The sequence below is a fragment of the Aeromonas sp. QDB62 genome, from assembly GCF_027705695.1.
Lineage (GTDB): Bacteria > Pseudomonadota > Gammaproteobacteria > Enterobacterales > Aeromonadaceae > Aeromonas > Aeromonas allosaccharophila.
The window spans coordinates 1-23,753 of record NZ_JAPDCD010000040.1; the positions used below are offsets into that span (position 1 = coordinate 1).

The following is a 23,753-nucleotide window of genomic DNA, read 5'->3' on the forward strand; positions in this document are numbered from 1 at the left end:
CAACCGCAGATCGTGTTTGATGAACTACGACAGGTTGCTTGATTTGGCGGGTGTTGCACTTCGGAGTTGAATTCGCGACTCCCTGTAATGGATATAGCGCCAAATGAACACGAGCGTTACACCGTCAGGAATGGCGACCTCTTGGTGTGCGAGGGTGGTGATATTGGTCGTTCTGCCGTTTGGCGCGGCTCTGACAACGTTATTGGTTACCAAAAAGCTCTTCACCGCCTTAGAAGCCTTTCACCAGACAAAGACTGTGTTGAGTTCTATGTTTATGTTCTTGGCGCGGCAAAAAGGAATGGGGTGTTCGAAGAGGGCGAAACGAAATCCACGATCTCGCATCTACCCGCCGAAAAGTTCAGAGAGTACCGGTTTGCGTTTCCACCTGTTGATGAGCAGATCGAGATCATGACCTCTCTGAAACAAACCCTCGGGCGAATTGATCTTCTCACCGAAAAAACCCAGCGCAGCATCGATCTGCTTAGAGAGCGCCGCGCTGCCTTCATCACCGCTGCCGTCACCGGCCAAATCGACCTTCGGGAGTCCGCATGAGCGACACCGCACACCAAGAGAAGCACTTCGAGAGCTACATCGTTTCCAAGTTGGAGGCACAAGGCTGGAAGGTTGGCGAAACCGCCCAATACGATACCGAGCGGGCGTTGTATGCTGACGATCTTATTGCTTGGCTGGAAGGCTCCGGCCAAGGCGAGAAGTGGGCCAAGCTCAAGAAGGACAATGGTGATCGTGCGCTCGACACCCTGATGGATCGGCTGACCAAGGCGCTGGAAACGCATGGGGCGGTTCAAGTGCTGCGTCAAGGCTTCTCCATTGCTGGGTGTGGGCATCTTGATCTCTCTGAAGCCGCGCCTGAAGACATGCGTAACGCCGACGTGCTGAAGCGCTATGCCGCCAATATCCTGCGTGTGGTGCCGCAGCTTCAGTACCACCCATCACGCAAGCTGGCGATTGATCTGGTGCTGTTCATCAACGGCATTCCGGTGGCGACCGTTGAACTCAAGACCGACTTTACCCAGTCGGCAGAAGCGGCGATGGATCAGTACCGCACCGACCGGCTGCCCTACGACTCCAAGACCAAACGCAAGGAACCGCTGCTGACGTTTAAGCGCGGGGCTGTCGTGCATTTTGCGATGTCTGACTCCGACATCCAGATGGCCACCAAGCTCGACGGGGAAAACACCTTCTTTCTGCCATTCAACAAGGGAGACAAAGGCCACGCAGGCAACCCCGAGGGTGAGAGAAAGCCCGATGGCACACAGGAATATCCTGTTGCTTACTTCTGGGAGCAGGTCTGTCAGCCGGATGCGTGGCTGCGCATCTTCCACAGCTTCGTCTATGTCGAAAAGAAGGATGTGGTTGACCTGAAAGGCAACTGGTCGAAGAAGGAAACGCTGATCTTCCCGCGCTTCCACCAATGGTCGGCGGTCAATGAGATGATCGCCGATGCCAAGAAAAACGGCCCCGGCTTGTCGTATCTGGCTGATCACAGCGCGGGCTCCGGCAAGACCAGCACGATTTCATGGACGGCGCACGATCTGGTGAAATTGCGTCGTGACAATGGTGAATCGATCTTCAACAGCGTCATCATCGTGACGGATCGCAATGTGCTGGATGGGCAGCTTCAGGATGCGGTGAAGCAGCTCGACCATCAGTTCGGCGTGATCGCTGCGATTGATCGCCAGAAGTCCTCGAAGTCGAAGAGCCAGCAGTTGGCGGATGCCTTGCTGGCGGGCACGCCCATTATCGTCGTGACCATTCAGACCTTCCCCTTTGCGATGGAAGCCATCGTGACGGACAAGACGCTGAAGGGTAAAAATTTCGCGGTCATCATCGACGAAGCACATAACTCACAAACCGGCTCGACCGCCGCCAAGCTACAGACGGCGCTGGCCATGAGCGGCAATGGCAAGATGAGCACGCTGACGGTGGAAGAGCTGCTTGAGCAGCTTCAAAAATCGCGGGCACGTCCGGACAACATCAGCTATTTCGCCTTCACCGGCACGCCGAAGCATTCCACGATGATGCTCTTTGGCCGACCGACCGACCCGACACAACCAGCCTCGAAAAGTAATCTTCCCCGCGCATTCCACCGCTACCCGATGCGGCAAGCCATTGAGGAAGGCTTCATTCTGGATGTGCTGCTGGGCTACGTGCCCTACAAGACGGCGTTCAACCTCGCCAAGCAGATCGAGGATAGCAAACGGGTGAGCGGCAAGGCAGCTAAACGGGCCTTGGCACAATGGATGTCGCTGCACCCGACCAATGTCACCCAGAAGGTGCAATTCATCATCGAGCACTTCAGCAAGAACGTGGCGCACCGGCTCGATGGCAAGGGCAAGGCGATGGTTGTCACCAGTTCACGGGCTGCGGCGATCCGCTACAAGAAGAGCTTTGACGCCTACATTGCCAAACACTCGGAATATTCTGGCATTCGCTCATTGATTGCCTTCTCCGGAAAGATGACGGGCAAGCAAGTGATACACGCCGCCGACGACCGTCTGGTTGGTGACACTTTCTTGGTGGATGAGAGCGAGGAGTTCACCGAGGACAGCATGAATCCCGAGGTGAATGGCCAAGACTTGCGCTTTGCCTTTGATCGCCCGGAATACCGGGTAATGCTGGTAGCCGACAAGTTCCAGACAGGTTTCGACCAACCAAAATTGGTGGCAATGTACGTCGACAAGAAGATCGCCAACGATGTGGAAATCGTCCAGACCTTCTCCCGCCTCAACCGAATGGCACCTGGCAAGGATGAGGTCTTTATCATCGACTTCGTGAATGATCCAGCCAACGTCCGCCGTGCCTTTGCCATGTATGACGACGGGGCGCAGATTGATGATGTTCAAGACCTCAATGTAGTTTACGAGATCAAGGAACAACTCGACGCCCAAGGGTTGTACGAGGCAAGCGACCTGGAGAGCTTCAAAGAGGCTCGTTTCAAGACCATTCGTGACATCACCCATGCGCAGGAGCCGCAGCACAAGGCTCTGTATGCTGCGACCGAGAAACCGACGCGATTGTTCAATCAGCGTTTGAAGATGCTGCGTGAAGCGATTGCGACTTGGGAAGCCACCTTCGATAAGGCGCACACCCAAGGCGACGAGGCGGGCATGAAGTCTGCCGATCACCACCGGCAAGAACATGCCGACCAGATCAAGACGCTGATGGCTTTCAAGTCCGGTTTAGGGCGCTTCTGCCGTACCTACGCCTACGTGGCCCAGTTGATCGACTTTGGTGACCCGGAGCTGGAGAACTTCGCGGCCTTCGCCAGGCTGCTGCAAAAACGCTTGAGTGGCGAAACGCCGGAGAACGTCGACTTGAAAGGGTTGGTGCTCACGGGCTTCGACATCAAGGGCAAAGAGGACGACCCCTCTGAGGGTGACGATCCGCTGGTTCTAAAACCGATCGGCGCTGGCGGTGGCGGCGGCAAGGGCGACAACCCGCACTTCCTGCGCGAGCTTATCGACAAACTCAATCATCTGTTTGGCGATGCCACACCGTTGCGCGATCAGGCCACTTTCGTTAATCACATCGTTGCGATTGCCCGTGAGAATGATGTCGTGATGGCCCAAATCGAAAACAACACGCGAGATCAGGCGCTGAAAGGCAATCTGCCGGGCGCTGTCCAGCAGGGCGTTGTGCGGGCGCTGACCTCGCATCAAAAGCTTGCCACGTTGGTTCTAAAGTCGGATCGTCAGGCGATGGCTGGATTAACTGATGTAATTTATGAGCTGATCCGCGACCAGAAGAACATTGACCTGGGTGATCTAAATGTTTGATCTGCTCAACTTGCCTGGCGTAAAGCCAGTCGACCTGCGCATAGGCAGTAAAGGCATCACTGTCATTGCAGAGGTCGTTGAGGGAGACTTGCCGCAATGCCCTGACTGCGCAAAACCGCTGCATCGGCATGGGCGACGCGCAAACGTGTTTGCTGACACGCCAATGCAGATGCAGCCCGTTCGATTGGAAATCAGCCGCCCGCGTTACCGCTGCGACACATGTGGCAAAACCGTCACGCCGGAACTGCCATTTCTGGACGAAAAGCGCCGTGCTACAAAACGTCTGGTCGATGCCATTCGCCAGCGCTGCCTTGGCATGACCTTCCACGCCCTTGCGGAACAGACGGGCCTAGCGGTAAACACGATCAAGAACATAGCTCATGACTTGATTGAAGAGCTGGAAAGCACCGTTCGCTATGAGACGCCAGTCATCATGGGCATTGACGAGGTTAGCTTGGCTGGTGCCTACCGCTGCGTCATCACAAACCTTGCCACTAATAACGTCTTTCAAATATTGGAGTTTCGTACTCAAGACCATCTGAAACCGTTCTTCGAAAACTTGCCGAACAAGGATCGGGTTGAATGGGTTTGTACGGACATGTGGCGTCCCTTCAAACGCTCATTCAGCCAATATTTGCCGAATGCAAAGCTGGTCATCGACAAGTTTCATGTCGTGAAAATGGCATCCGAAGCCTTGGAGGAAGAGAGAAAGAAGTATCAATCCACGCTGACCAAGGATGAACGCATCCAAGTAAAAAAGTCGATCCGTTGGCTTGTACTGAAGCGGCCAGACAACCTTAGCCCCGCAGAGCAGAAAGCGCTGCTGATTGTTCGACAGACAATTCCCGGCTTGGCTCAGGCCTATGACTTCAAGGAATCTTTTTTTAAGATTTACGACGAACCGGACAAAAAGGCTGCAATGCTCGCCTTTGAGGCATGGGAAAACAGTTTGCCTGAGAAGGAAATGGAGAAGTTTCATGGTCTTGCCAAGACTGTGCATAACCACTATGACGACATCTTCGCTTATTGGGATTCGCCCAATCGAATAACAAATGCCTACACAGAATGCCTGAACGGACTGATCAAGGTCTCCAATCGGTTGGGGCGTGGGTACAGCTACGACATCATTCGGGCCAAAACGCTGTATGCAAAACACGCCCGTAAAGTGGGAAGCGGAGTACGTCTGACAGCCCCTTCAGTGACAGCAATTCCAACCAAGAGTGTGTCTGAAACGGTTGAGTACGGACCTCACATTCCAACCTTGATCGAGAACGCCGAAGCTGGCGACTTTGATTGAAAATCAGAGTGTTCCAACCATAGATTGCAAATAGCCCTTATAAATAGTGCCAGTAAAAAGGAAGCAAACACGATGGCTGACATGATGAAGGTAGCGTTATCCACCCAGGCTGCGGCCGCCCATTGGGGCGAGGGCGCCCAGCTCAGTTTCAATGGCGACGAGGCACTGATCCATCTCGGTGCAGCCGGTCAGGAGAAGGATGTTCTGCGCACCGTTCAGCGCGCCGCCCGTCGCCTCGAATCGAGCGGGATCAAGCGGGTGACGCTGGCCGGTGAGGAGTGGGATCTGGAGCGTCGCTATGCGTTCGCCCAGGGGTTCTACGCCGCGAAGGGTGCGCGTGAACTGGATTTCGGCCAGCAGCGCGATGCGGACGCCCGTGAACTGGATGCGCTGCTCAAGGCGGCCCGCTGGGTACGTGACATCACCAATGGCTGTCCAGAAGAGATCTACCCCATGAGTCTGGCGGAATCGGCCCTGTTGCTTATTCGTGGTCTGGCTGGGGATCAGGTTACTGCCCGCATCACCGCCGGTGAAGCGCTGCGCGAGTCCGGCCATATCGGGATCTGGTCGGTCGGCCGTGGCAGCGAGCGCGAGCCGGTGCTGCTGGAGCTTGACTACAACCCGACCGGTGATCGCCATGCGCCCGTGGTGGCGGCGCTGGTGGGCAAGGGGATCACTTTTGATTCCGGTGGCTACTCCATGAAGTCCTCTGACAACATGCTGCCGATGAAGTCCGACATGGGCGGTGCAGCCATGGTCACCGGCGCGCTGGCGCTGGCCATCAGCCGTGGTTTGAACCAGCGGGTGAAGCTCATTCTCTGCTGCGCCGAGAACCTGGTCTCCGGCCACGCCTTCAAGCTGGGCGACATCCTCACCTACAAGAATGGGGTTTCGGTCGAGATCCAGAACACCGATGCGGAAGGTCGTCTGGTGCTGGCCGATGGCCTGATGGCAGCCTCCGACAGTGGCGCGACTTATATCCTTGACGCTGCCACCCTGACCGGCGCCGCCAAGATGGCGCTGGGCCGCGATTACAATGCGGTGTTTTCCCTCGATGAGACCGAACAGCAGCGCGCGCTGGCCGCCGCCAAGGTTGAAAATGAGCTGGCATGGGCACTGCCGCTGGAGCCCTGGCATGCCAGCCAGCTCACCTCGGCTTTTGCCGATCTGGGCAATGTTGCTTCAGCAGAGGGCACGGCCGGTGCCACCACGGCTGCTGCGTTCCTCTCCCGCTTCGTGCGCGATGAGGGCAAAGGCTGGGTACACCTGGATCTGGCTGCTTCTTATCAAAAATCGGGCAACGATCTCTGGGCAACTGGCGCCAAGGGTCACGGTCTGCGCACCATCGCACGCTGGCTGCAGGAGGTAACCGCATGAATGTCTGGTTAAGTCGTGAATTTGCACCGGCCGAGTGGGGGGAGGGGGCGCTGCTCTCTCACCGCGCCGACGGCATGGTGATCCATCTGGTGACGGCCAATCCGCTACTCGATATCCAGCAGGCGGCGCGCCGGCTCTGCCTGCAGGGGATCCAGAAAGTGACGCTGGCTGGCCACTGGGAGCGCGAGCAGCAGTGGGCCTTTGCCCAGGGTCTGCAAACCCCCAAGGCGGAGGTGCAACTGCAGTGGGCCATGTCCTCGGAAGAGGACAGAGAGGAGCTGGAGGCGCGTTGGCTCTGTGGCCGCTGGGTGCGCGAGATGACCAATGCCACCCCGGAGCTGCTGGGCCCGCTGGAGCTGGCAGTGGAAGCCGCATCCTTTATTACCGAGCTGGCGCCGGACAAGGGGAGCCATCGCATTTTGAAAGGCGAAGCGCTGCAACAGGCCGGTTGGGTTGGCCTCTATCAGGTGGGCCGCGGCAGTGCGCGCGAACCGGTATTGCTGGAGCTCGACTTCAACCCGGGGCGCGATCCCAAGGCGCCGGTGGCAGCGGCGCTGGTGGGCAAGGGGATCACCTTTGACTCCGGCGGCTACTCCATGAAGAGCTCCGAGGGGATGCTCACCATGAAGTGCGACATGGGGGGTGCGGCGATTGTGACCGGTGCGCTGGCGCTGGCCATGCTGCGCGGGCTCGACAAGCGGGTGAAGTTGATCCTCTGCTGCGCCGAGAACCTGGTCTCCGGTCACGCCTACAAGCTGGGGGATATCCTCACTTACAAGAACGGCACCACGGTCGAGATTGTGAATACCGACGCCGAAGGGCGGCTGGTGCTGGCCGATGGCCTGCAACTGGCGAGCGAGTCCGGCGCGCCGCTGATCATCGATGCCGCCACCCTGACCGGCGCTGCCGTGATGGCGCTGGGGGGGCGCTACAATGCCCTGTTTGGCCTCGACAAGGGATTGGTGAGCCGGGCCATGACCTATGCCGATGCAGAGCAGGAGCCGGCCTGGCCGCTGCCGCTGGAGCCCTGGCACCGCCAGCAGTGCCCCTCCCATTACGCCGACACGGCCAACAGCCGTCCGGTGAAGGGTGGCGGGCCGGGTGGCGCTTCCAACGCGGCGGGCTTCCTCTCCCGTTTCGTTGCCAACGAAGGGATGGGGTGGCTGCATATCGATCTGGCGGCCTGCTTCAGTGACAATGGCGATGCTCTCTGGGCGCCGGGGGCCAATACTTTGGGGATGCGCACCATTGCGCGGGCCCTGCTGGCGGAAGCCAAATAGACGAGACAAGGCACCTTCGGGTGCCTTCTTTCATGCTGTTCGAATAGTGAGCAAAAGATAGTTTTTTGGCGGCTTAAGGTCACTATCGTGCGCAAGCGCACATATTTTCCGGCTCTGCTCGGTCAAGATGAGCGTGGATGTTGATTGCAAGGGAGTGATGTTTAATAAAAAGTTGCTTGTTTGTGTGTTTTTCCGGTTTTTGTTTACGTATAATCGCCAGCGAACATGGATTCTAACAATAAATCTCTGTAGTTAAGGAAAGATATCAATGGCCATCGAACGTACCTTCTCTATCGTCAAACCGGATGCTGTCAGCAAGAATCTGATCGGCGAGATCTACCACCGCATGGAAAGCGCTGGCCTGACCATCGTTGCCGCCAAAATGCTGCGTCTGACCAGCGAACAGGCCGCCGGCTTCTACGCCGAACATCAAGGCCGTCCTTTCTATGATGCACTGGTGACCTTTATGACCTCCGGTCCGGTCATGGTGCAGGTGCTGGAAGGGGAAAATGCCGTTCAGCGTTACCGTGATCTGATGGGGCTGACCAATCCCGAGCAAGCCCTGGCCGGTACCCTGCGTGCCTGCTTCGGCGAGAGCATCGACCGCAACGCGGTGCATGGTGCCGACAGCTTTGCTTCTGCCCAGCGTGAAATCGCTTACTTCTTCAGCGAAAACGAGCTCTGCTCCCGCGACTAATCTCGCGACTGATACCTGCAAGGGAGCTTCGGCTCCCTTTGTTGTTTTCGCCGTTTACGCAATATCCCTCTATTCTCCAGGTGGAAAGCCAGACCCATTATTTGTACAATGCCGCCCCCTGACGTCGTCAGCCAATAATTGATGAAGTGTTTGAACTGAGGCCATTGATGAGCGAAACAAAAATCAACCTGCTGGATCTTGATCGGGATGCCATGCGTGCCTTTTTCGTCGAACTGGGCGAGAAGCCATTCCGGGCAGATCAGGTAATGAAGTGGATCTATCACTTTGGGTGTGATGATTTCGATCAGATGACCAACGTCAACAAGGTGCTCAAAGAGCGCCTCAAGGCGATCGCCGAGATCAAGGCGCCCGAGATCAGCCGCGAGCAGCGCTCTGCCGATGGCACCATCAAGTGGGCCCTGCAGGTGGGTGATCAGGAAGTCGAGACCGTCTATATCCCGGAAGATGACCGTGCGACCCTTTGCGTCTCCTCTCAAGTCGGCTGTGCGCTGGAGTGCAAATTCTGCTCTACCGCCCAGCAGGGCTTTAACCGCAACCTGAAAGTCTCCGAGATCATCGGTCAGGTGTGGCGTGCTGCCCGCGTGGTCGGTGGCAAGCGCCCCATCACCAACGTGGTGATGATGGGGATGGGCGAGCCGCTGCTCAACCTGGCCAACGTGGTGCCCGCCATGCGTCTGATGATGGATGACTACGGTTTTGGCATCTCCAAGCGCCGGGTGACCATCTCCACTTCTGGTGTGGTACCGGCGCTGGACAAGCTGGGCGACCAAATCGACGTGGCGCTGGCTATCTCCCTGCATGCCCCGAACGACAAGCTGCGTTCCGAGATCATGCCGATCAACGACAAGTACAACATCGAGGAGTTCCTCGCCGGTGTCCGTCGTTACCTCGAGAAGTCAAACGCCAACGGTGGTCGAGTGACCGTCGAGTATGTGCTGCTCGATCATATCAATGACGATATGCAGCATGCTCACGAGCTGGCCAAGGTACTCAAGGACACCCCGAGCAAGATCAACCTGATCCCGTTCAACCCCTTCCCGGGCAACCCTTACGGCAAGCCGAGCAACAGCCGCATCGATCGCTTCTCCAAGGTGCTGATGGAGTACGGTTTCACCGTGATCGTCCGCAAGACCCGTGGCGATGACATCGACGCCGCCTGTGGTCAGCTGGTGGGTGACGTAATTGACCGTACCAAGCGAACTATCAAAAATCGGATGCAACAGGATGGGATTTCCGTCAAAATGGTTTAAATGCTAAGCCATTGTATAGACAGGGAATGGATACACGTACATTGATCGTAGTGGCAGCGCTCTGCGCGCTGCCTGGCTGTGTGACCGAGACCACTTACGCTGGCCAGAATTCGACCCAGCGTGAAGTGGGCCCCGACCTTAAGGCGGCTGCCCAGACCCGTCTCGACCTGGGTATTCAGTACCTGCGTCAGGGCAATGCCGAGCAGGCCAAGTTCAATCTTGACCGCGCCCTCCAATATGACCCCTCCAATCCTCAGGTGCAGATCGGTTTTGCCTACTTTTACCAGAAGGTAGGGGATTTCAAGGCAGCCGAGACCCATTACAAGAACGCCCTTGCCATGGATCCGTCCAATGCTGACGCAATGAACAACTATGGTGCCTTCCTCTGTGATCGCGGCCGTTATGACGAGGCAGATCAGGCGTTCAACCAGGCGGTTATTCAGCCAGGCTATGTAAAAATTGCCGATACCTATGAAAATGCGGCACTTTGTGCGCTGCAAAATCGCAGAAATGATAAAGCAGGCGAGTACTATCGCCTGGCCTTGGGGTATAATCCCCGCAATCCAGGGTTATTGCTGGACTTGGCCGAGCTTTCCATGAAAGATGGCAAGCTGCCTGATGTGCAGTCCTACCTCGCCCGTTTTGCCGATGTGTCAGACGAGAATGAGGAGAGTCTCTGGTTGAGACTGCGGCTGGCACAGGCGATGGACAAGCCGGCATTACTTCACCAATTCGGGACTGAGCTGGTAAGGCAATATCCCACTTCGCAACAAGCCAAGCGTTATTTAGCCAATGACTATTGAACAGCCACACGATTTCCAAGACGACTCCCAGGCAGCAGGCCCAGGCCAATTGCTGCGCAACGCCCGTGAACAGCTTGGCTGGACACGAGAACAGGTTGCGTCCCGCATTCACCTTCGTCTGACCCTGATCGCCGCTATCGAATCGGATACCTACGACAAGCACACGTCCCATACCTTTATCCGGGGCTATCTGCGTACCTATGCCAAGCTGGTCGGGATCCCCGAAGAGACCATTCTGGCCGCTTATGACAAGCTGGGTCTGACCCCTCCCGACAATATCGACATGCAGAGCTTCTCCCGTCGCTCCCGCCAGCAAGCCAACGACAGTCGGCTCAAGGTGGTGACCTGGCTGGTGATCCTGGTGTTGATTGCGCTCTCGGTCGCCTGGTGGTGGCAGAGTACCGCCCGTCGCTCTGCCGGTGATGAAGCCCTGGCTGCCACCGAGATGAGTGCGACCAGCTCGACCCCGGCTGAACCCGCTATCACGCCGCCCGATGCGATCAATACCGATGCGGTGGAAGGGGCGACTGTCGCACCTGCCGCCACGGACGTGACTGCCCCTGCGGTGGTTTCCGAGGCGAGCGCCACACTGGCACCGGCCTCTGCGGCCGTGGCCCCGACCGATGTCAACGCTGATGTCGGCACAGTGACCGATGTTGCAGTATCCGGCGCCAATGGCACCGAATCTAATGAGGCTGTCGTTGATCCTGCGACGGCACCGCAACTGAAGATGAGCTTCACCGCCGATTGCTGGCTGGATGTGAAGGATGCCAACGGCAAGACCCTGTTCAGTGGTCTGAAGAAGGCCAACGACGAGCTGGTGCTGGAAGGCGCCGAGCCCCTGAAGTTCATCATTGGCGCGCCGATGGCCGTCAAGCTTGACTACAAGGGGCAGTCGTTTGATATGAGCCGTTACAACAACGGTCGTACTGCCCGCTTCTCACTGCCGCAGGAGTAACCTGTTTCTCATGTCTTCTCACGAATCTCCCATCATTCGTCGTAAATCCAGACAGATCATGGTTGGTAATGTACCGGTTGGGGGCGATGCCCCCATTACCGTGCAGACCATGACCAACACCAAGACCACAGATGTTACCGCCACCGTCGAGCAGATCCAGCGGATCGAGCGGGTCGGCGCCGATATCGTCCGTGTCTCCGTGCCCACCATGGAAGCGGCGGAAGCGTTCCGGCTCATCAAACAGCAGACCCGCATTCCCATCGTCGCCGATATTCACTTCGACTACCGCATCGCCCTGAAAGTGGCCGAGTACGGTGCCGACTGCCTGCGTATCAACCCGGGCAACATCGGCAACGAGCAGCGGGTGCGTTCGGTGGTCGATTGCGCGCGCGACCTCAATATCCCGATCCGTATCGGGGTCAATGGCGGGTCGCTGGAGAAAGATATTCAGGAGAAGTACGGCGAGCCGACCCCCGAAGCGCTGGTGGAGTCCGCCATGCGTCACGTGGACTATCTCGATCGCCTCGACTTCCAGGATTTCAAGGTGAGCGTCAAGGCTTCCGATGTGTTCCTGGCGGTCGGTGCCTATCGCCTGCTGGCCAAACAGATTGAGCAGCCGCTCCATCTGGGCATCACCGAAGCGGGCGGTTTCCGTGCCGGCGCGGTGAAGTCAGCCATTGGTCTGGGCATGCTGCTTACCGACGGCATCGGCGATACCCTGCGTATCTCGCTGGCGGCGGATCCGGTGGAGGAGGTGAAGGTCGGTTTCGATATCCTCAAATCCCTGCGCATTCGCTCCCGTGGCATCAACTTTATCGCCTGTCCCTCCTGCTCACGGCAGGAGTTCGATGTGATCGCCACCGTCAACGCGCTGGAAGAGCGGCTCGAGGACATCATCACCCCGATGGATGTCTCTATCATAGGTTGCGTGGTGAATGGCCCGGGCGAAGCGCTGGTCTCTGATCTTGGTCTGGCGGGTGCCGCCAACAAGAGTGCCTTCTATGAAGGGGGCCAGCGGGTCGATCGGCTCGACAACAAGGATCTCATTCCGGTGCTGGAGCGACGTATTCGCGCCCGGGCCGCCATGATGGATCCCGCCAACCGGATCCTGGTGGACAAGGATTGAGCAAATCGGGGCCACATCGGGTGGTCCTTTTTCCAGGTGACTGATTTTAAATCCCGCATCCGGATTCCCTGATTTTACCTTGGGGGGGAAAATCCCTATAATGCGGCCAAATTTTACCTCTTTTTCTCGAGTATCAACGTGGCAAAACAGATCCAAGCTATTCGCGGTATGAATGATTGCCTGCCGGAGCAGAGCCCGGTATGGCAGAAGGTTGAACAGATCCTGCGCCAAGTCGTTGCCAGCTATGGCTACAGCGAAGTGCGCATGCCGATTGTCGAGCAGACTCATCTGTTCAAGCGCGCCATCGGTGAAGTGACCGACGTGGTCGAAAAAGAGATGTACACCTTTGAAGACCGCAACGGCGACAGCCTGAGCCTGCGTCCGGAAGGAACCGCCAGCTGCGTCCGTGCCGGTATCGAACACGGTCTGCTCTACAACCAGGAACGCCGGATGTGGTACATGGGCCCCATGTTCCGTCACGAGCGTCCCCAGAAGGGCCGTTATCGCCAGTTCCACCAGTTCGGTGTCGAGCTGTTTGGCATCAACGGGCCGGATATTGACGCAGAATTGATCATGCTGACCCACCGCCTGTGGCGTCTGTTTGGCATCAGCGAGCATGTCACTCTGCAGCTCAACACCCTGGGCCAGAGCGCCGAGCGCGCCGCTTACCGCGATGCGCTGGTGGCCTATCTGGAGCAGTACAAGGATCAGCTGGACGAAGAGAGCCAGCGCCGCATGTACAGCAACCCGCTGCGGGTGCTCGACTCCAAGGATGAAAAAGTACAGGCCATTCTGGTGGGTGCTCCGCGCCTGTTCGACCATCTGGGCGAAGAGAGCCTGGCCCACTTCGAGGGGCTCAAGCGCCTGCTCGAGTCTGCCGGTATCAAATACGAAGTGAACGAGCGTCTGGTGCGTGGCCTTGACTACTACAACCTGACCGTGTTCGAGTGGGTCACCAGCAGTCTGGGTGCCCAGGGCACCGTCTGTGCCGGTGGCCGCTACGATGGTCTGGTGGAGCAGCTCGGTGGTCAACCGACCCCGGCCGTGGGCTTCGCCATGGGCATGGAGCGTCTGGTGCTGATGCTGGAGACCCTCGAGCTCAACGCCGATATCCGCCCGGCGGTGGATGTCTATCTGGCGATGGTGGGTGAGGGGACCGAGCAGGCTGGCTTCCAGTTGGCCGAGCGTCTGCGCGATGCCCTGCCGGACTTGCGCCTGATGAGCCACTGCGGTGGTGGCAACTTCAAGAAACAACTCAAGCGTGCCGACAAGAGCGGCGCGGCAATCGCCCTGATCCTTGGTGAAACCGAGGTGCAAAACGGGGAGATCACTATCAAATATCTGCGTGGTCAGGCCGAGCAACAGACCGTCAAGGTTGACGCCGCCATTGCCCTGCTGGCAGCCAAAGGAGAGTAAGCTGTGGAAGTCTATACCACCGAAGAACAACAGGTTGAGGTTATCAAGGAGTGGTGGAAAGAGAACGGAACCTCGGTGATTGCCGGGACCGTGATCGGTCTGGTCGGCCTGTTCGGCTGGCGCTATTACAACCAGCACCAGCAAGAGACCATGGAGGCCTCCTCCCAGGCTTACAATCAGGTGATTGAACAGCTGGCCAAGGGCGATGCCGCCGGTTTCGAGCAGGCGCAGCAGTTTGTCACCGCCAACAAGGGCGACTCCTACGCCGAGCTGGCCGCCCTGCAACTGGCTGCCGCTGCCGTCAAGGCGGGCAAGCTGGATCTGGCTGCCGAACAGCTGAATCTGGTGGCGACCACCGGCGACGAGAGTATTCGCCCCATCGCGGCCCTGCGTCTGGCTCGTGTGCTGAATGATCAGGGCAAGGCGGACGAAGCGCTGGCCAAGCTGGCGACCATCCAGAATGACGCCTTCAAGGCGCAGGTAGCCGAAGCCCGTGGCGATGTGCTGCAAAAGCAGGGCAAGACCGAAGAGGCTCGTGATGCCTATCAGGCGGCGGCCGATGCCGGCGGCCTGCAGGGTAGCGCCGAGCTCAAGCTGAAAATGGACGATCTGGCCCTGCCGGCCGTTGCGACTGGTGAGGCACCGGATGCGTAATCTATTCAAGATGGTAGCGCTGGGGGCTGCGGTCTCCTTCGCTCTGCAGGGTTGCTCCCTGTTCAGTTCGGAAGAGGATCTCAACCCGATGGCGCCGCTGCCCGTGGTTGAATCTGCCTTCACTGCCGACACCGCATGGTCATCTACCGTAGGTGATGGCATCGGTGACTTCTACTCCCAGCTCAAGCCGGTGGTGGAAGAGGATCGCATCTATGCGGCCGCCCGTGATGGTGATGTCACCGCGTTCGATCGGGCCAGCGGCGATCGCCTCTGGACCGTCGATCTGGCTGACCTGCCGGTCAATGCCGACAAGCGCAGCGCCCGCCTCTCCGGTGGCCTGGTCTCCCGTTACGGCAAGCTGTTCCTCGGCTCCGAGAACGGGGTGGTCTATGCCCTGAACGAAGAGAACGGTGAAGTGCTATGGCAGACCAATGTGCCCGGCGAAGTGGTGGCGAGCCCCGCGGTGGAAGATGGCCGCGTGGTGGTGCTGACCACCTCCGGTCGCCTGATCGCGCTCGATACTGACGAAGGCAAGCTGCAGTGGTCGCTCTCCGAAGAGCAGCCGCCGCTGACCCTGCGCAGTGCCGGTGCGCCGGTGATCACCAACGGCGCCGTGATTTACGGGCGTGCCGATGGCAAGGTGGGCATTGCCCTGCTGAGCAATGGCCAGCCGGTGCGTCAGTCCAAGGTGGCTGATGCCCGCGGTGCTACCGAACTGGACCGTATGGTCGACGTCGATGCCAGCCCGCTGATCGCCGGTGATGAGCTCTATGCCATCGCCTACAACGGTCAGCTGATGGCTCGCAAACTGATGACCGGCGACGAAGTGTGGAAGCGCAAGTATTCCGGCTATCGCGACCTGGCGATGACTGGTAATGCCATCGTGCTGACCGACAGCCGCAGCCATCTGTTTGCGGTCGATCGTCGCAATGGTCTGGAGCTGTGGTCCAACACCCAGCTGGAGAATCGTACCGTCACTGCACCTGTCATCTTCGGTGACTATGTGGTGGTGGGTGATGTGGAAGGATACCTGTATTGGCTTGATCGTACCGACGGTACCATCAAGGCGATGCAGCAGCTCGATAGCAGTGGCCTCTACGCCGCCCCGCTGGTGGATGGCGAGACCCTGTATGTGCAGAGCCGTGACGGCAAGTTGTACGCCCTCAAGCGTCCTTGATCGTCCGATAATGTGAATATCCGGCTCCTGGTCTTCGGACCCGGAGCCTTTGTCGTCTTGAGAATGAGGCTTTTATGACTCCTGTAGTAGCCCTGGTGGGCCGCCCCAACGTGGGGAAATCCACCCTGTTTAACCGCTTGACCCGTACTCGGGATGCCCTGGTTGCCGATTTTCCCGGTCTGACCCGGGACCGTAAATACGGTCAGGCGAAGTTGGGCGAGCTGGAATTTATCGTGGTCGATACCGGCGGTATCGATGGCACCGAAGAGGGGATCGAGCTGAAGATGGCCGAGCAATCCCTGCTGGCCATCGAAGAAGCGGATGTCGTGCTGTTCATGGTGGATGCCCGTGCCGGTCTGACCGCGGCGGATCAAGCCATCGCCGAACACCTGCGCAAGGCCCACAAGAAGGTATTTCTGGTGGCCAACAAGACCGATGGCATCGATGGTGATTCCGCGGTTTCCGAGTTTTACGGTCTGGCGCTGGGCGAGGTCTACCAGATCGCGGCCGCCCACGGTCGTGGCGTGCTGAGCCTGCTGGAACTGGCCCTGGCTCCCCATCTGGAGACCCTGGTCGAAGCCGCTACCGATGAAGATGCGCAGGATGAGGAAGAGGAGGACTTCGACGAAGAAGCCCTGCTGCGCATGGTAGCTGCCGGTGATCTGGACACCCGGGAAGATACCAAAGAGACCCCGTTTGCCGACCTGCCCATCAAGTTTGCCATCGTCGGTCGTCCCAACGTCGGTAAATCGACCCTGACCAACCGCATGCTGGGTGAAGATCGGGTCATCGTCTATGACATGCCCGGCACCACCCGCGACTCCGTCTACATTCCGATGGAGCGTGACGAGCAGAAGTACGTCATTATCGACACCGCCGGTGTGCGTCGTCGTGGCAAGGTACACGAGACGGTGGAGAAGTTCTCCGTCATCAAAACCCTGAAAGCCATCGAAGATGCCAACGTCTGCCTGCTTGTGATCGACGCCCAGGAGACCATCACCGATCAGGATTTGAGCATCCTCGGTTTCGTGCTCCACTCCGGCCGCTCCGTGGTGCTGGTGGTGAACAAGTGGGATGGTCTGGATCAGAAGGTGAAAGAGGATGTGAAGAACGAGCTGGATCGTCGCTTGGGCTTCATCGACTTCGCCCGCGTCCACTTCATCTCCGCCCTGCACGGCAGCGGTGTTGGCCACCTGTTTGAATCCATTCAGGAGGCTTATCAGTCCGCCACCCGTCGTACCAGCACAGCGATGCTGACCCGCATCATGCAGATGGCGCAGGAAGATCACCAACCGCCGATGGTCAACGGTCGCCGCGTCAAGCTCAAGTATGCGCACGCCGGTGGCTACAACCCGCCGCGCATCGTGATCCACGGCAACCAGCTGAACGATTTGCCGGATTCCTACAAGCGTTACCTGATGAACTACTTCCGCAAGTCCCTCAAGATCATGGGCTCGCCGATCCGGGTCGAGTTCCAGGAGTCGGTCAACCCGTTTGAAGGCAAGAAGAACACCATGACCCTGAGTCAGGAACGTCAGCGCAAACGCCTGCTGAAAATGAAGAAGAAATAAGTCCTTGCGGCTGCCCTCACCGGCAGCCGCTTTGTTATTCCCCCTGCAGTGGCGTGATGTCCGGCGGGGAGGGGAACCCGCCATGGGCAAGCCCATCGCAGGTTCACTTTATGAGGAGTCGACAATGGAAGCGCTGCTTTGCCCATCATGCCAGGCTGAACTGGATACCCGCAGCAAGGAACAGACCTGTGGTCAGTGCCAGGCCCCTGTTCGTGTCACTGCCATCTGTCCCACCTGCCAGCAGGAGCTGGAGCGTCTCAAGGCGTGTGGTGCGGTGGATTACTTCTGCAACCACTGCAACTCGCTGATCTCCAAGCGGACGGTGCAGTTCAAGGCGGCGCTGGTGTAAGACGGTAGTCAGGTGAGAAAGAAGATAAAAAAACCCGGCGAATGCCGGGTTTATGCTGTGTGCTCTGCAATAAGCAGGGTATAGGATCGATTTCTGCGCCACAAGTTGCGCTTGATGTCATTAAGCTTGAGTTTGCGTCTGGGGCTCCAGCTGCACTTCGCTTTTCTGACCAGACTGATTTTTCTACGTTTTTGCATCTTGGTCTCCTCCCAACTGGGTGGCCGTCCCGGCCTTGGGTCATTGATGGAGCCCATCCGAAATTGCTGTTATTTAATCTCTCAACATAATGAAAACAATGCGATTTCGGATAGGCTCCGATGTGAATCGATGGTAACAGAGAAATTTGCGTGACAACAGCCGAATAATGGCTGGTTAGCGCAAGGTGATCTGATTGACCACCTCGGCGATGATGGTGGGGCGCTCGGCCAGCTCCGGCTCGCTGTCGTTGTCGAGACTCTCCCGCTGGTGTGCCTTCTGCTGCTCGTTGTCGAGCCACAGCAGGCTCTGGTAGTACTGGCGCACGTTGTTGACATAGTTGCGCGCCTCGCTGCCACGGGCATAGCCGTAACGCACCTTGCGATGCCAGCGCGCCTGTTGCAGCAGCGGCAGCACCTCTTTCACGTCGCTCCAGGCGTCGGGATTCTTGCCAAGATCCTTGGCCAGGCGGCGGGCATCCATCATGTGGCCGTAACCGATGTTGTAGGCGGTGAGGGCAAACCACACCTTCTCGTCATCGGGCACCGAGTCCGGCACCTTCTCCATCATCTGTTGCAGATAGAGGGAACCCCCCTTGATGCTCTCTTCCGGATGGAGCCGGTCGTTGACCCCCATCGCCTTGGCGGTGGGCTCGGTCAGCATCATCATGCCGCGCACGCCGGTGTAGGAGCGGGCCTGCGGGTCCCAGTGGGACTCCTGATAGCTGATGGCGGCGAGCAGGCGCCAGTCGATATTCTTGGCGTGAGTCTGGAACAGCGGCTGGTACTTGGGCAGCAGGCTCTTGGCGCGCTTGAGGAAGGTGCGGGTATCGACAAAGTCGAAGTTCTGCACGTGGCCGAAGTACTTCTCGTCCAGCTTGGCGATGGCCCCATCCATGAAGCGCTGGCCGAAGAAGTCGATCACGCTGGCATAGAGGCTGTCATCGGGCAGCTTGCTCATGGCCCAGGCGACGGTCTGCTTCTGGGCCAGGGTCAGCCCCTCGGTGAGCTCCGGGTAGTAGCGCTGGGTACGGGCCAGCACGGTATCCTGCACCACCGTGTAGTCAATCTTGCCATCCACCACCTGCTTGAGCAGCTCCTCCACATCGGCATTGTGGCTGGTGCTCCACGTCAGTCCCGGATTCTCCTTGCTCATCTCTTTGAGCAGATCTTCCCCGGTGGAGCCTGCGGCGACGACCAGTTTGCCCTTGATGTCGTTCAACGAAGCCGGCTTGGGTTTGCCGTTGCGGTAGACCAGCTTGGGGGAGACCTGATAGAAGCCAGGGCCAAAGCGAAACAGCTCGCGCCGCTCGGGGGTGACCATGATGGCGGCGGCGGCCAGATCGAGTTTGCCCTTTTTCAGCAGGGCGACCAGTTCGTCAGTGGTGTCGACCGGAATGATGGTGAGTTTCACCCCCAACCAGTCGGCATAGTTTTGCGCCAGCTCGTAATCGAACCCCTGGGCGAGGTCATCACGCTGGTAATAAGAGGTGGGACCATAGATGGTGCCAACCCGGATCTCGCCTCGCTGGCGGATCTGCTCCAGCTGGCTGGAGGGGCTATAGAAGTCGCAGCCAACCAGAGTCAGCGTCAACAACAGCCCGATAAACAGTCGAAAAATGCAGCGCAAGTAGGTGAGTACCTTTGTTGAAAAAATCGGCATTTGTCAAAAAAGAGGCACCTTTATACCAGAGAGTGTGCGCAGAGTCACACTGCACGAAGTGAGAAAAACGTTTGTCCGGCGTGAGCCAGATCCCTATAATACGCGCGTCTCAATTCCCCCCCACTTTAAAACTTGGTGAGAAAGGTCATATGGATATCTTGCGTGGTGCCCCAGCACTGTCTGATTTTCGTGTCCAAAAACTGCTGCAACGCTTCGCACAGATGAGAAATGAGAGTGGTACGGAGAGTGGAGTAGAGAGCGGAGTAGAGATAGAGGATGTCTATGCCGAGTATGTGCACTTTGCCGAGCTGACAAGCCCCCTCTCTCCCCCCGAGCGAGCGACCTTGGGCCAGCTCTTGCGCTACGGCCCGACCATCCCCGAACACACCCCCAGCGGTCAGCTGTTTCTTGTTACCCCCCGCCCCGGCACTATCTCCCCCTGGTCTTCCAAAGCAACCGACATTGCCCACAACTGCGGCCTGAAACAGGTCAAGCGGCTGGAGCGTGGTATTGCTTATTACCTGACGATGAAGGGTGAATTGAGTGCCGCCCAGCGCAGCGCCATTGCCGCCGTGCTGCATGATCGGATGATGGAAGTGGTGTTTGCCGACATGGACGCGGCGAGCGCCCTGTTTGCTCACCACGAGCCGCGCCCCTTCACCCAGGTCGATGTACTGGGCGGTGGCCGTGCCGCGCTGGCCGAGGCCAACGTGGCGCTGGGTCTGGCGCTGGCCGATGACGAAATTGACTATCTGGTGGAGAACTTCACTAAGTTGGGTCGTAACCCCAACGACATCGAGCTCTATATGTTCGCCCAAGCGAACTCCGAGCACTGCCGTCACAAGATCTTCAATGCCGACTGGACCATCGATGGCGAACAGCAGCCCAAGTCGCTGTTCAAGATGATCAAGAACACCTTCGAGCAGACGCCGGATTATGTCCTCTCTGCCTATAAAGACAACGCCGCTGTGATGGAAGGGAGCCAGGGTGGCCGCTTCTTCCCGAGCCCGGCCAACGGCGAGTACCAGTATCATCAGGAGCAGGTCGACATCCTGATGAAGGTGGAGACCCACAACCACCCGACCGCCATCTCTCCGTTCCCGGGGGCGGCCACCGGCTCCGGCGGCGAAATCCGTGACGAGGGTGCCACCGGTCGCGGTGCCAAGCCCAAGGCGGGTCTGGTCGGTTTCTCCGTATCCAACCTGCGGATCCCCGGCTTCGAGCAGCCCTGGGAGCAGGATTTCGGCAAGCCGAGCCGCATCGTCAGTGCCTTTGACATCATGCAGGAGGGGCCGCTCGGCGGCGCCGCGTTCAACAACGAATTCGGCCGTCCGGCCATTCTCGGTTACTTCCGTACCTTCGAAGAGGAGGTGCCGAGCCACAACGGCATCGAGGTGCGTGGTTATCACAAGCCCATCATGCTGGCGGGCGGCATCGGCAACATCCGCACCGAACATGTCCAGAAAGGGGAGATCCCGGTCGGCGCTGCGCTGATCGTGCTGGGTGGCCCGGCGATGAACATCGGTCTGGGCGGCGGCGCGGCTTCATCCATGGCCTCCGGCCAGTCGGCCGAAGATCTCGATTTTGCCTCGGTGCAGCGCGACAACCCCGAGATGGAGCGCCGTTGTCAGGAGGTGATCGATCGCTGCTGGCAGCTGGGTGACGACAACCCCATCGTCTTTATCCATGATGTGGGGGCGGGTGGTCTCTCCAATGCCATGCCGGAGCTGGTCAACGACGGCGAGCGCGGCGGTCGCTTCGATTTGCGCGCCATCCAGAGCGACGAGCCGGGCATGAGCCCGCTGGAGATCTGGTGCAACGAATCCCAGGAGCGTTATGTGCTGGCGGTAGCGCAGGACAAGCTGCCGCTGTTCAAGGCGCTGTGCGAGCGTGAGCGAGCGCCTTACGCCGTGATCGGCACCGCGACCGAAGAGAAGCATCTCACCCTCTCTGACAGCCACTTTGACAACCAGCCCATCGATCTGCCGCTGGATGTGCTGCTCGGCAAGGCGCCCAAGATGCACCGCGATGTGGTGACCCTGCCTGCCCAAGGCAAAGCACTCCAGCTCGATGGCATCACTTTGAGTGACGCGGCCGAGCGGGTACTGCGCCTGCCGACCGTGGCGGAGAAATCCTTCCTTATCACCATCGGCGATCGCAGCGTGACCGGTCTGGTTAACCGCGACCAGATGGTTGGCCCCTGGCAGATCCCGGTGGCCGATTGCGCCGTCACCGCCGCCACCTACGACAGCTATCACGGCGAAGCCATGTCGATGGGCGAGCGCACCCCGGTCGCGCTGCTCTCCCACGCCGCCTCTGCTCGTATGGCGGTGGCGGAAGCGCTCACCAACCTGGCGCCAACCCACATCGGGTCACTGAAGCGGGTCAAGCTCTCCGCCAACTGGATGGCCGCTGCCGGTCACCCGGGTGAAGATGCCGGTCTCTATGAGGCGGTCAAGGCGGTGGGCGAGGAGCTCTGCCCGGCCTTGGGCATCACCATTCCGGTGGGCAAGGACTCCATGTCCATGAAGACCCGCTGGCAGCAGGATGGCAAGGAGCAAAGCGTCACCTCGCCGCTCTCTCTGCTCATCTCGGCGTTTGCCCGGGTCGAGGATGTGCGCAACACCGTCACCCCGCAGTTGCGTACCGATCTCGGTGAGACCGACCTTATCCTCATCGACCTTGGCAACGGCAAGCAGCGCCTCGGCGCCTCGGCGCTGGCGCAGGTCTATCGCCAGCTGGGCGACAAGGCGCCGGATCTCGACAATCCGGTTCAGCTCAAGGGCTTCTTCAACGCCATTCAGGCGCTGGTGGCCGATCGCAAACTGATCGCCTACCACGACCGCTCTGACGGCGGCCTGTTCGTCACCCTGACCGAGATGGCGTTTGCTGGTCATTGCGGCCTCGACATCCAGCTCGATCGCATCGGTGGCGATCTGCTGCCGGCGCTGTTCAACGAAGAGTTGGGCGCCGTCATTCAGGTGCGCCGTGAAGATAAAGAGGCGGTGATGACCCTGCTGGCCGGTCACGGCCTGGCGGCCTGCTCTCATGTGCTCGGCACTGTGCGCGAAGGGGATCTCATCACCCTGCAGCGCGCCGGTCAGGAGGTCTATCGCGCCAACCGCACTGCGCTGCGCACCATCTGGGGCGAAACCAGCTGGCAGATGCAGCGTCTGCGTGACAACCCGGCGTGCGCCGACAGTGAGCACGCGGCCCGTCAGGACGCCACCGATCCGGGTCTGCATGCCAAGCTGACTTACAACCCGTCCGAGGATGTGGCTGCCCCCTATATCGCCCGTGGTGTCTCCCCCCGTCTGGCGGTGCTGCGCGAGCAGGGAGTCAACTCCCACGTGGAGATGGCGGCGGCGTTCGACCGTGCCGGTTTCGCGGCGGTGGACGTGCACATGAGCGACATTCTCTCCGGTCGTATCAAGCTGGAGGAGTTCCAGACCCTGGTGGCCTGTGGCGGCTTCTCCTACGGTGACGTGCTGGGTGCCGGTGAAGGCTGGGCCAAGTCCATCCTGTTCAACGACAACGCCCGCGAACAGTTCCAGCGCTTCTTCGAGCGTGGCGATACCCTCTCTCTGGGTGTCTGCAACGGTTGTCAGATGATGTCCAACTTGCGAGACCTCATCCCGGGTGCCGATCTGTGGCCGCGCTTTGTGCGCAACCGCTCCGAGCGCTTCGAGGCACGCTTCAGTCTGGTAGAGGTGCAAGACTCTCCGTCCGCCTTCTTTGCCGGCATGGCAGGCTCCGTGATGCCGATTGCCGTTTCCCATGGGGAAGGGCGTGTCGAGGTGCGCGATGCCGCTCACCTGAGCGCGCTGCAAGCCAGCGGTCTGGTGGGGCTGCGTTTCGTGGACAACCGTGGCAGCGTGACCGAGCAATACCCGGCCAACCCGAACGGCTCGCCGGATGGTATCACCGCCGTGACCACCATCGATGGTCGCGCCACCATCATGATGCCGCACCCGGAGCGGGTGTTCCGTACCGTGGCCAACTCCTGGCACCCCGACAACTGGGGCGAAGATGGCGCCTGGATGCGGATGTTCCGCAACGCCCGGGTCCGTCTGGGTTAATAGAGACGACGCTAGCGCGTAACAACAGAAACCGGCCAAATTTG

Annotated in this window: 17 protein-coding genes; 16 read left to right on the plus strand and 1 reads right to left on the minus strand. The window is 59.0% G+C overall.

The window, feature by feature from the left end:
* Positions 1 to 87: 87 nt before the first annotated feature.
* From OKC27_RS17720 to OKC27_RS17790, 15 genes are all read left to right on the plus strand, one after another.
* Positions 88 to 552 (plus strand): restriction endonuclease subunit S, encoded by a 465-nt coding sequence (locus OKC27_RS17720; protein WP_270806528.1) that lies wholly within the window; start codon positions 88 to 90, stop codon positions 550 to 552.
* A complete protein-coding gene (locus OKC27_RS17725) occupies positions 549 to 3,797 on the plus strand; it encodes a type I restriction endonuclease subunit R (RefSeq protein ID WP_100229851.1) in 3,249 nt (1,082 codons plus the stop codon). Before OKC27_RS17720 ends, OKC27_RS17725 begins: the two co-directional genes overlap by 4 nt.
* Positions 3,790 to 5,094 carry an ISL3-like element ISSm4 family transposase gene (locus OKC27_RS17730; protein WP_076611309.1) on the plus strand — a complete coding sequence of 435 codons (1,305 nt, stop codon included), beginning with the start codon at positions 3,790 to 3,792 and terminating at the stop codon, positions 5,092 to 5,094. The genes OKC27_RS17725 and OKC27_RS17730 overlap by 8 nt, the downstream gene beginning before the upstream one ends.
* Before the next feature lie 72 nt (positions 5,095 to 5,166).
* The gene (pepB, locus tag OKC27_RS17735; protein ID WP_182937701.1) at positions 5,167 to 6,471 is read left to right on the plus strand and encodes an aminopeptidase PepB; all 1,305 of its coding nucleotides are present in this window, start codon (positions 5,167 to 5,169) and stop codon (positions 6,469 to 6,471) included.
* Positions 6,468 to 7,751 (plus strand): aminopeptidase PepB, encoded by a 1,284-nt coding sequence (pepB, locus tag OKC27_RS17740; RefSeq protein WP_270806529.1) that lies wholly within the window; start codon positions 6,468 to 6,470, stop codon positions 7,749 to 7,751. Before pepB (OKC27_RS17735) ends, pepB (OKC27_RS17740) begins: the two co-directional genes overlap by 4 nt.
* 268 nt (positions 7,752 to 8,019) lie before the next feature.
* Positions 8,020 to 8,448 carry a nucleoside-diphosphate kinase gene (gene ndk / locus OKC27_RS17745; RefSeq protein WP_033136074.1) on the plus strand — a complete coding sequence of 143 codons (429 nt, stop codon included), beginning with the start codon at positions 8,020 to 8,022 and terminating at the stop codon, positions 8,446 to 8,448.
* Positions 8,449 to 8,615: 167 nt separating this feature from the next.
* The gene (locus OKC27_RS17750) at positions 8,616 to 9,719 is read left to right on the plus strand and encodes a bifunctional tRNA (adenosine(37)-C2)-methyltransferase TrmG/ribosomal RNA large subunit methyltransferase RlmN (protein ID WP_033136073.1); all 1,104 of its coding nucleotides are present in this window, start codon (positions 8,616 to 8,618) and stop codon (positions 9,717 to 9,719) included.
* Between the two features lie 11 nt (positions 9,720 to 9,730).
* Positions 9,731 to 10,522 carry a PilW family type IVa pilus biogenesis/stability lipoprotein TapF gene (gene tapF / locus OKC27_RS17755; protein ID WP_111808391.1) on the plus strand — a complete coding sequence of 264 codons (792 nt, stop codon included), beginning with the start codon at positions 9,731 to 9,733 and terminating at the stop codon, positions 10,520 to 10,522.
* Complete coding sequence (rodZ, locus tag OKC27_RS17760; RefSeq protein WP_182937699.1) at positions 10,512 to 11,480, plus strand: cytoskeleton protein RodZ; 969 nt, start codon at positions 10,512 to 10,514, stop codon at positions 11,478 to 11,480. Before tapF ends, rodZ begins: the two co-directional genes overlap by 11 nt.
* Before the next feature lie 10 nt (positions 11,481 to 11,490).
* Complete coding sequence (gene ispG / locus OKC27_RS17765) at positions 11,491 to 12,606, plus strand: flavodoxin-dependent (E)-4-hydroxy-3-methylbut-2-enyl-diphosphate synthase (RefSeq protein WP_182937698.1); 1,116 nt, start codon at positions 11,491 to 11,493, stop codon at positions 12,604 to 12,606.
* Positions 12,607 to 12,744: 138 nt separating this feature from the next.
* Positions 12,745 to 14,022: a histidine--tRNA ligase gene (gene hisS / locus OKC27_RS17770; protein ID WP_033136069.1), complete on the plus strand. Its 1,278-nt coding sequence runs from the start codon at positions 12,745 to 12,747 to the stop codon at positions 14,020 to 14,022.
* A 3-nt stretch (positions 14,023 to 14,025) separates the two neighbouring features.
* Positions 14,026 to 14,676: a YfgM family protein gene (locus OKC27_RS17775; RefSeq protein WP_182937697.1), complete on the plus strand. Its 651-nt coding sequence runs from the start codon at positions 14,026 to 14,028 to the stop codon at positions 14,674 to 14,676.
* A complete protein-coding gene (bamB, locus tag OKC27_RS17780) occupies positions 14,669 to 15,853 on the plus strand; it encodes an outer membrane protein assembly factor BamB (RefSeq protein ID WP_058053749.1) in 1,185 nt (394 codons plus the stop codon). Before OKC27_RS17775 ends, bamB begins: the two co-directional genes overlap by 8 nt.
* A 74-nt stretch (positions 15,854 to 15,927) precedes the next feature.
* Positions 15,928 to 17,424: a ribosome biogenesis GTPase Der gene (gene der / locus OKC27_RS17785; protein ID WP_042063432.1), complete on the plus strand. Its 1,497-nt coding sequence runs from the start codon at positions 15,928 to 15,930 to the stop codon at positions 17,422 to 17,424.
* A gap of 124 nt (positions 17,425 to 17,548) precedes the next feature.
* The gene (locus OKC27_RS17790; protein WP_005344872.1) at positions 17,549 to 17,773 is read left to right on the plus strand and encodes a zinc ribbon domain-containing protein; all 225 of its coding nucleotides are present in this window, start codon (positions 17,549 to 17,551) and stop codon (positions 17,771 to 17,773) included.
* A 372-nt stretch (positions 17,774 to 18,145) separates the two neighbouring features.
* On the opposite strand, the gene mltF is transcribed toward OKC27_RS17790, so the two are convergent.
* Positions 18,146 to 19,630: a membrane-bound lytic murein transglycosylase MltF gene (gene mltF, locus OKC27_RS17795; RefSeq protein WP_182937696.1), complete on the minus strand. Its 1,485-nt coding sequence runs from the start codon at positions 19,628 to 19,630 to the stop codon at positions 18,146 to 18,148.
* Positions 19,631 to 19,779: 149 nt separating this feature from the next.
* Between mltF and purL the strand changes: the two genes are divergently transcribed.
* Positions 19,780 to 23,709: a phosphoribosylformylglycinamidine synthase gene (gene purL, locus OKC27_RS17800; RefSeq protein WP_182937695.1), complete on the plus strand. Its 3,930-nt coding sequence runs from the start codon at positions 19,780 to 19,782 to the stop codon at positions 23,707 to 23,709.
* Positions 23,710 to 23,753: the final 44 nt, after the last annotated feature.

Excerpts from the sequence above, each read along its gene's own strand:
- OKC27_RS17720 (WP_270806528.1), top strand. The coding sequence starts at position 88 with ATGGATATAGCGCCAAATGAACACGAGCGTTACACCGTCAGGAATGGC.
- der (WP_042063432.1), top strand. The coding sequence starts at position 15,928 with ATGACTCCTGTAGTAGCCCTGGTGGGCCGCCCCAACGTGGGGAAATCC.
- OKC27_RS17750 (WP_033136073.1), top strand. The coding sequence starts at position 8,616 with ATGAGCGAAACAAAAATCAACCTGCTGGATCTTGATCGGGATGCCATG.
- rodZ (WP_182937699.1), top strand. The coding sequence starts at position 10,512 with ATGACTATTGAACAGCCACACGATTTCCAAGACGACTCCCAGGCAGCA.
- ndk (WP_033136074.1), top strand. The coding sequence starts at position 8,020 with ATGGCCATCGAACGTACCTTCTCTATCGTCAAACCGGATGCTGTCAGC.
- pepB (WP_270806529.1), top strand. The coding sequence starts at position 6,468 with ATGAATGTCTGGTTAAGTCGTGAATTTGCACCGGCCGAGTGGGGGGAG.
- purL (WP_182937695.1), top strand. The coding sequence starts at position 19,780 with ATGGATATCTTGCGTGGTGCCCCAGCACTGTCTGATTTTCGTGTCCAA.
- OKC27_RS17730 (WP_076611309.1), top strand. The coding sequence starts at position 3,790 with ATGTTTGATCTGCTCAACTTGCCTGGCGTAAAGCCAGTCGACCTGCGC.
- pepB (WP_182937701.1), top strand. The coding sequence starts at position 5,167 with ATGGCTGACATGATGAAGGTAGCGTTATCCACCCAGGCTGCGGCCGCC.
- mltF (WP_182937696.1), bottom strand. The coding sequence starts at position 19,630 with ATGCCGATTTTTTCAACAAAGGTACTCACCTACTTGCGCTGCATTTTT.
- ispG (WP_182937698.1), top strand. The coding sequence starts at position 11,491 with ATGTCTTCTCACGAATCTCCCATCATTCGTCGTAAATCCAGACAGATC.
- OKC27_RS17790 (WP_005344872.1), top strand. The coding sequence starts at position 17,549 with ATGGAAGCGCTGCTTTGCCCATCATGCCAGGCTGAACTGGATACCCGC.
- bamB (WP_058053749.1), top strand. The coding sequence starts at position 14,669 with ATGCGTAATCTATTCAAGATGGTAGCGCTGGGGGCTGCGGTCTCCTTC.
- OKC27_RS17725 (WP_100229851.1), top strand. The coding sequence starts at position 549 with ATGAGCGACACCGCACACCAAGAGAAGCACTTCGAGAGCTACATCGTT.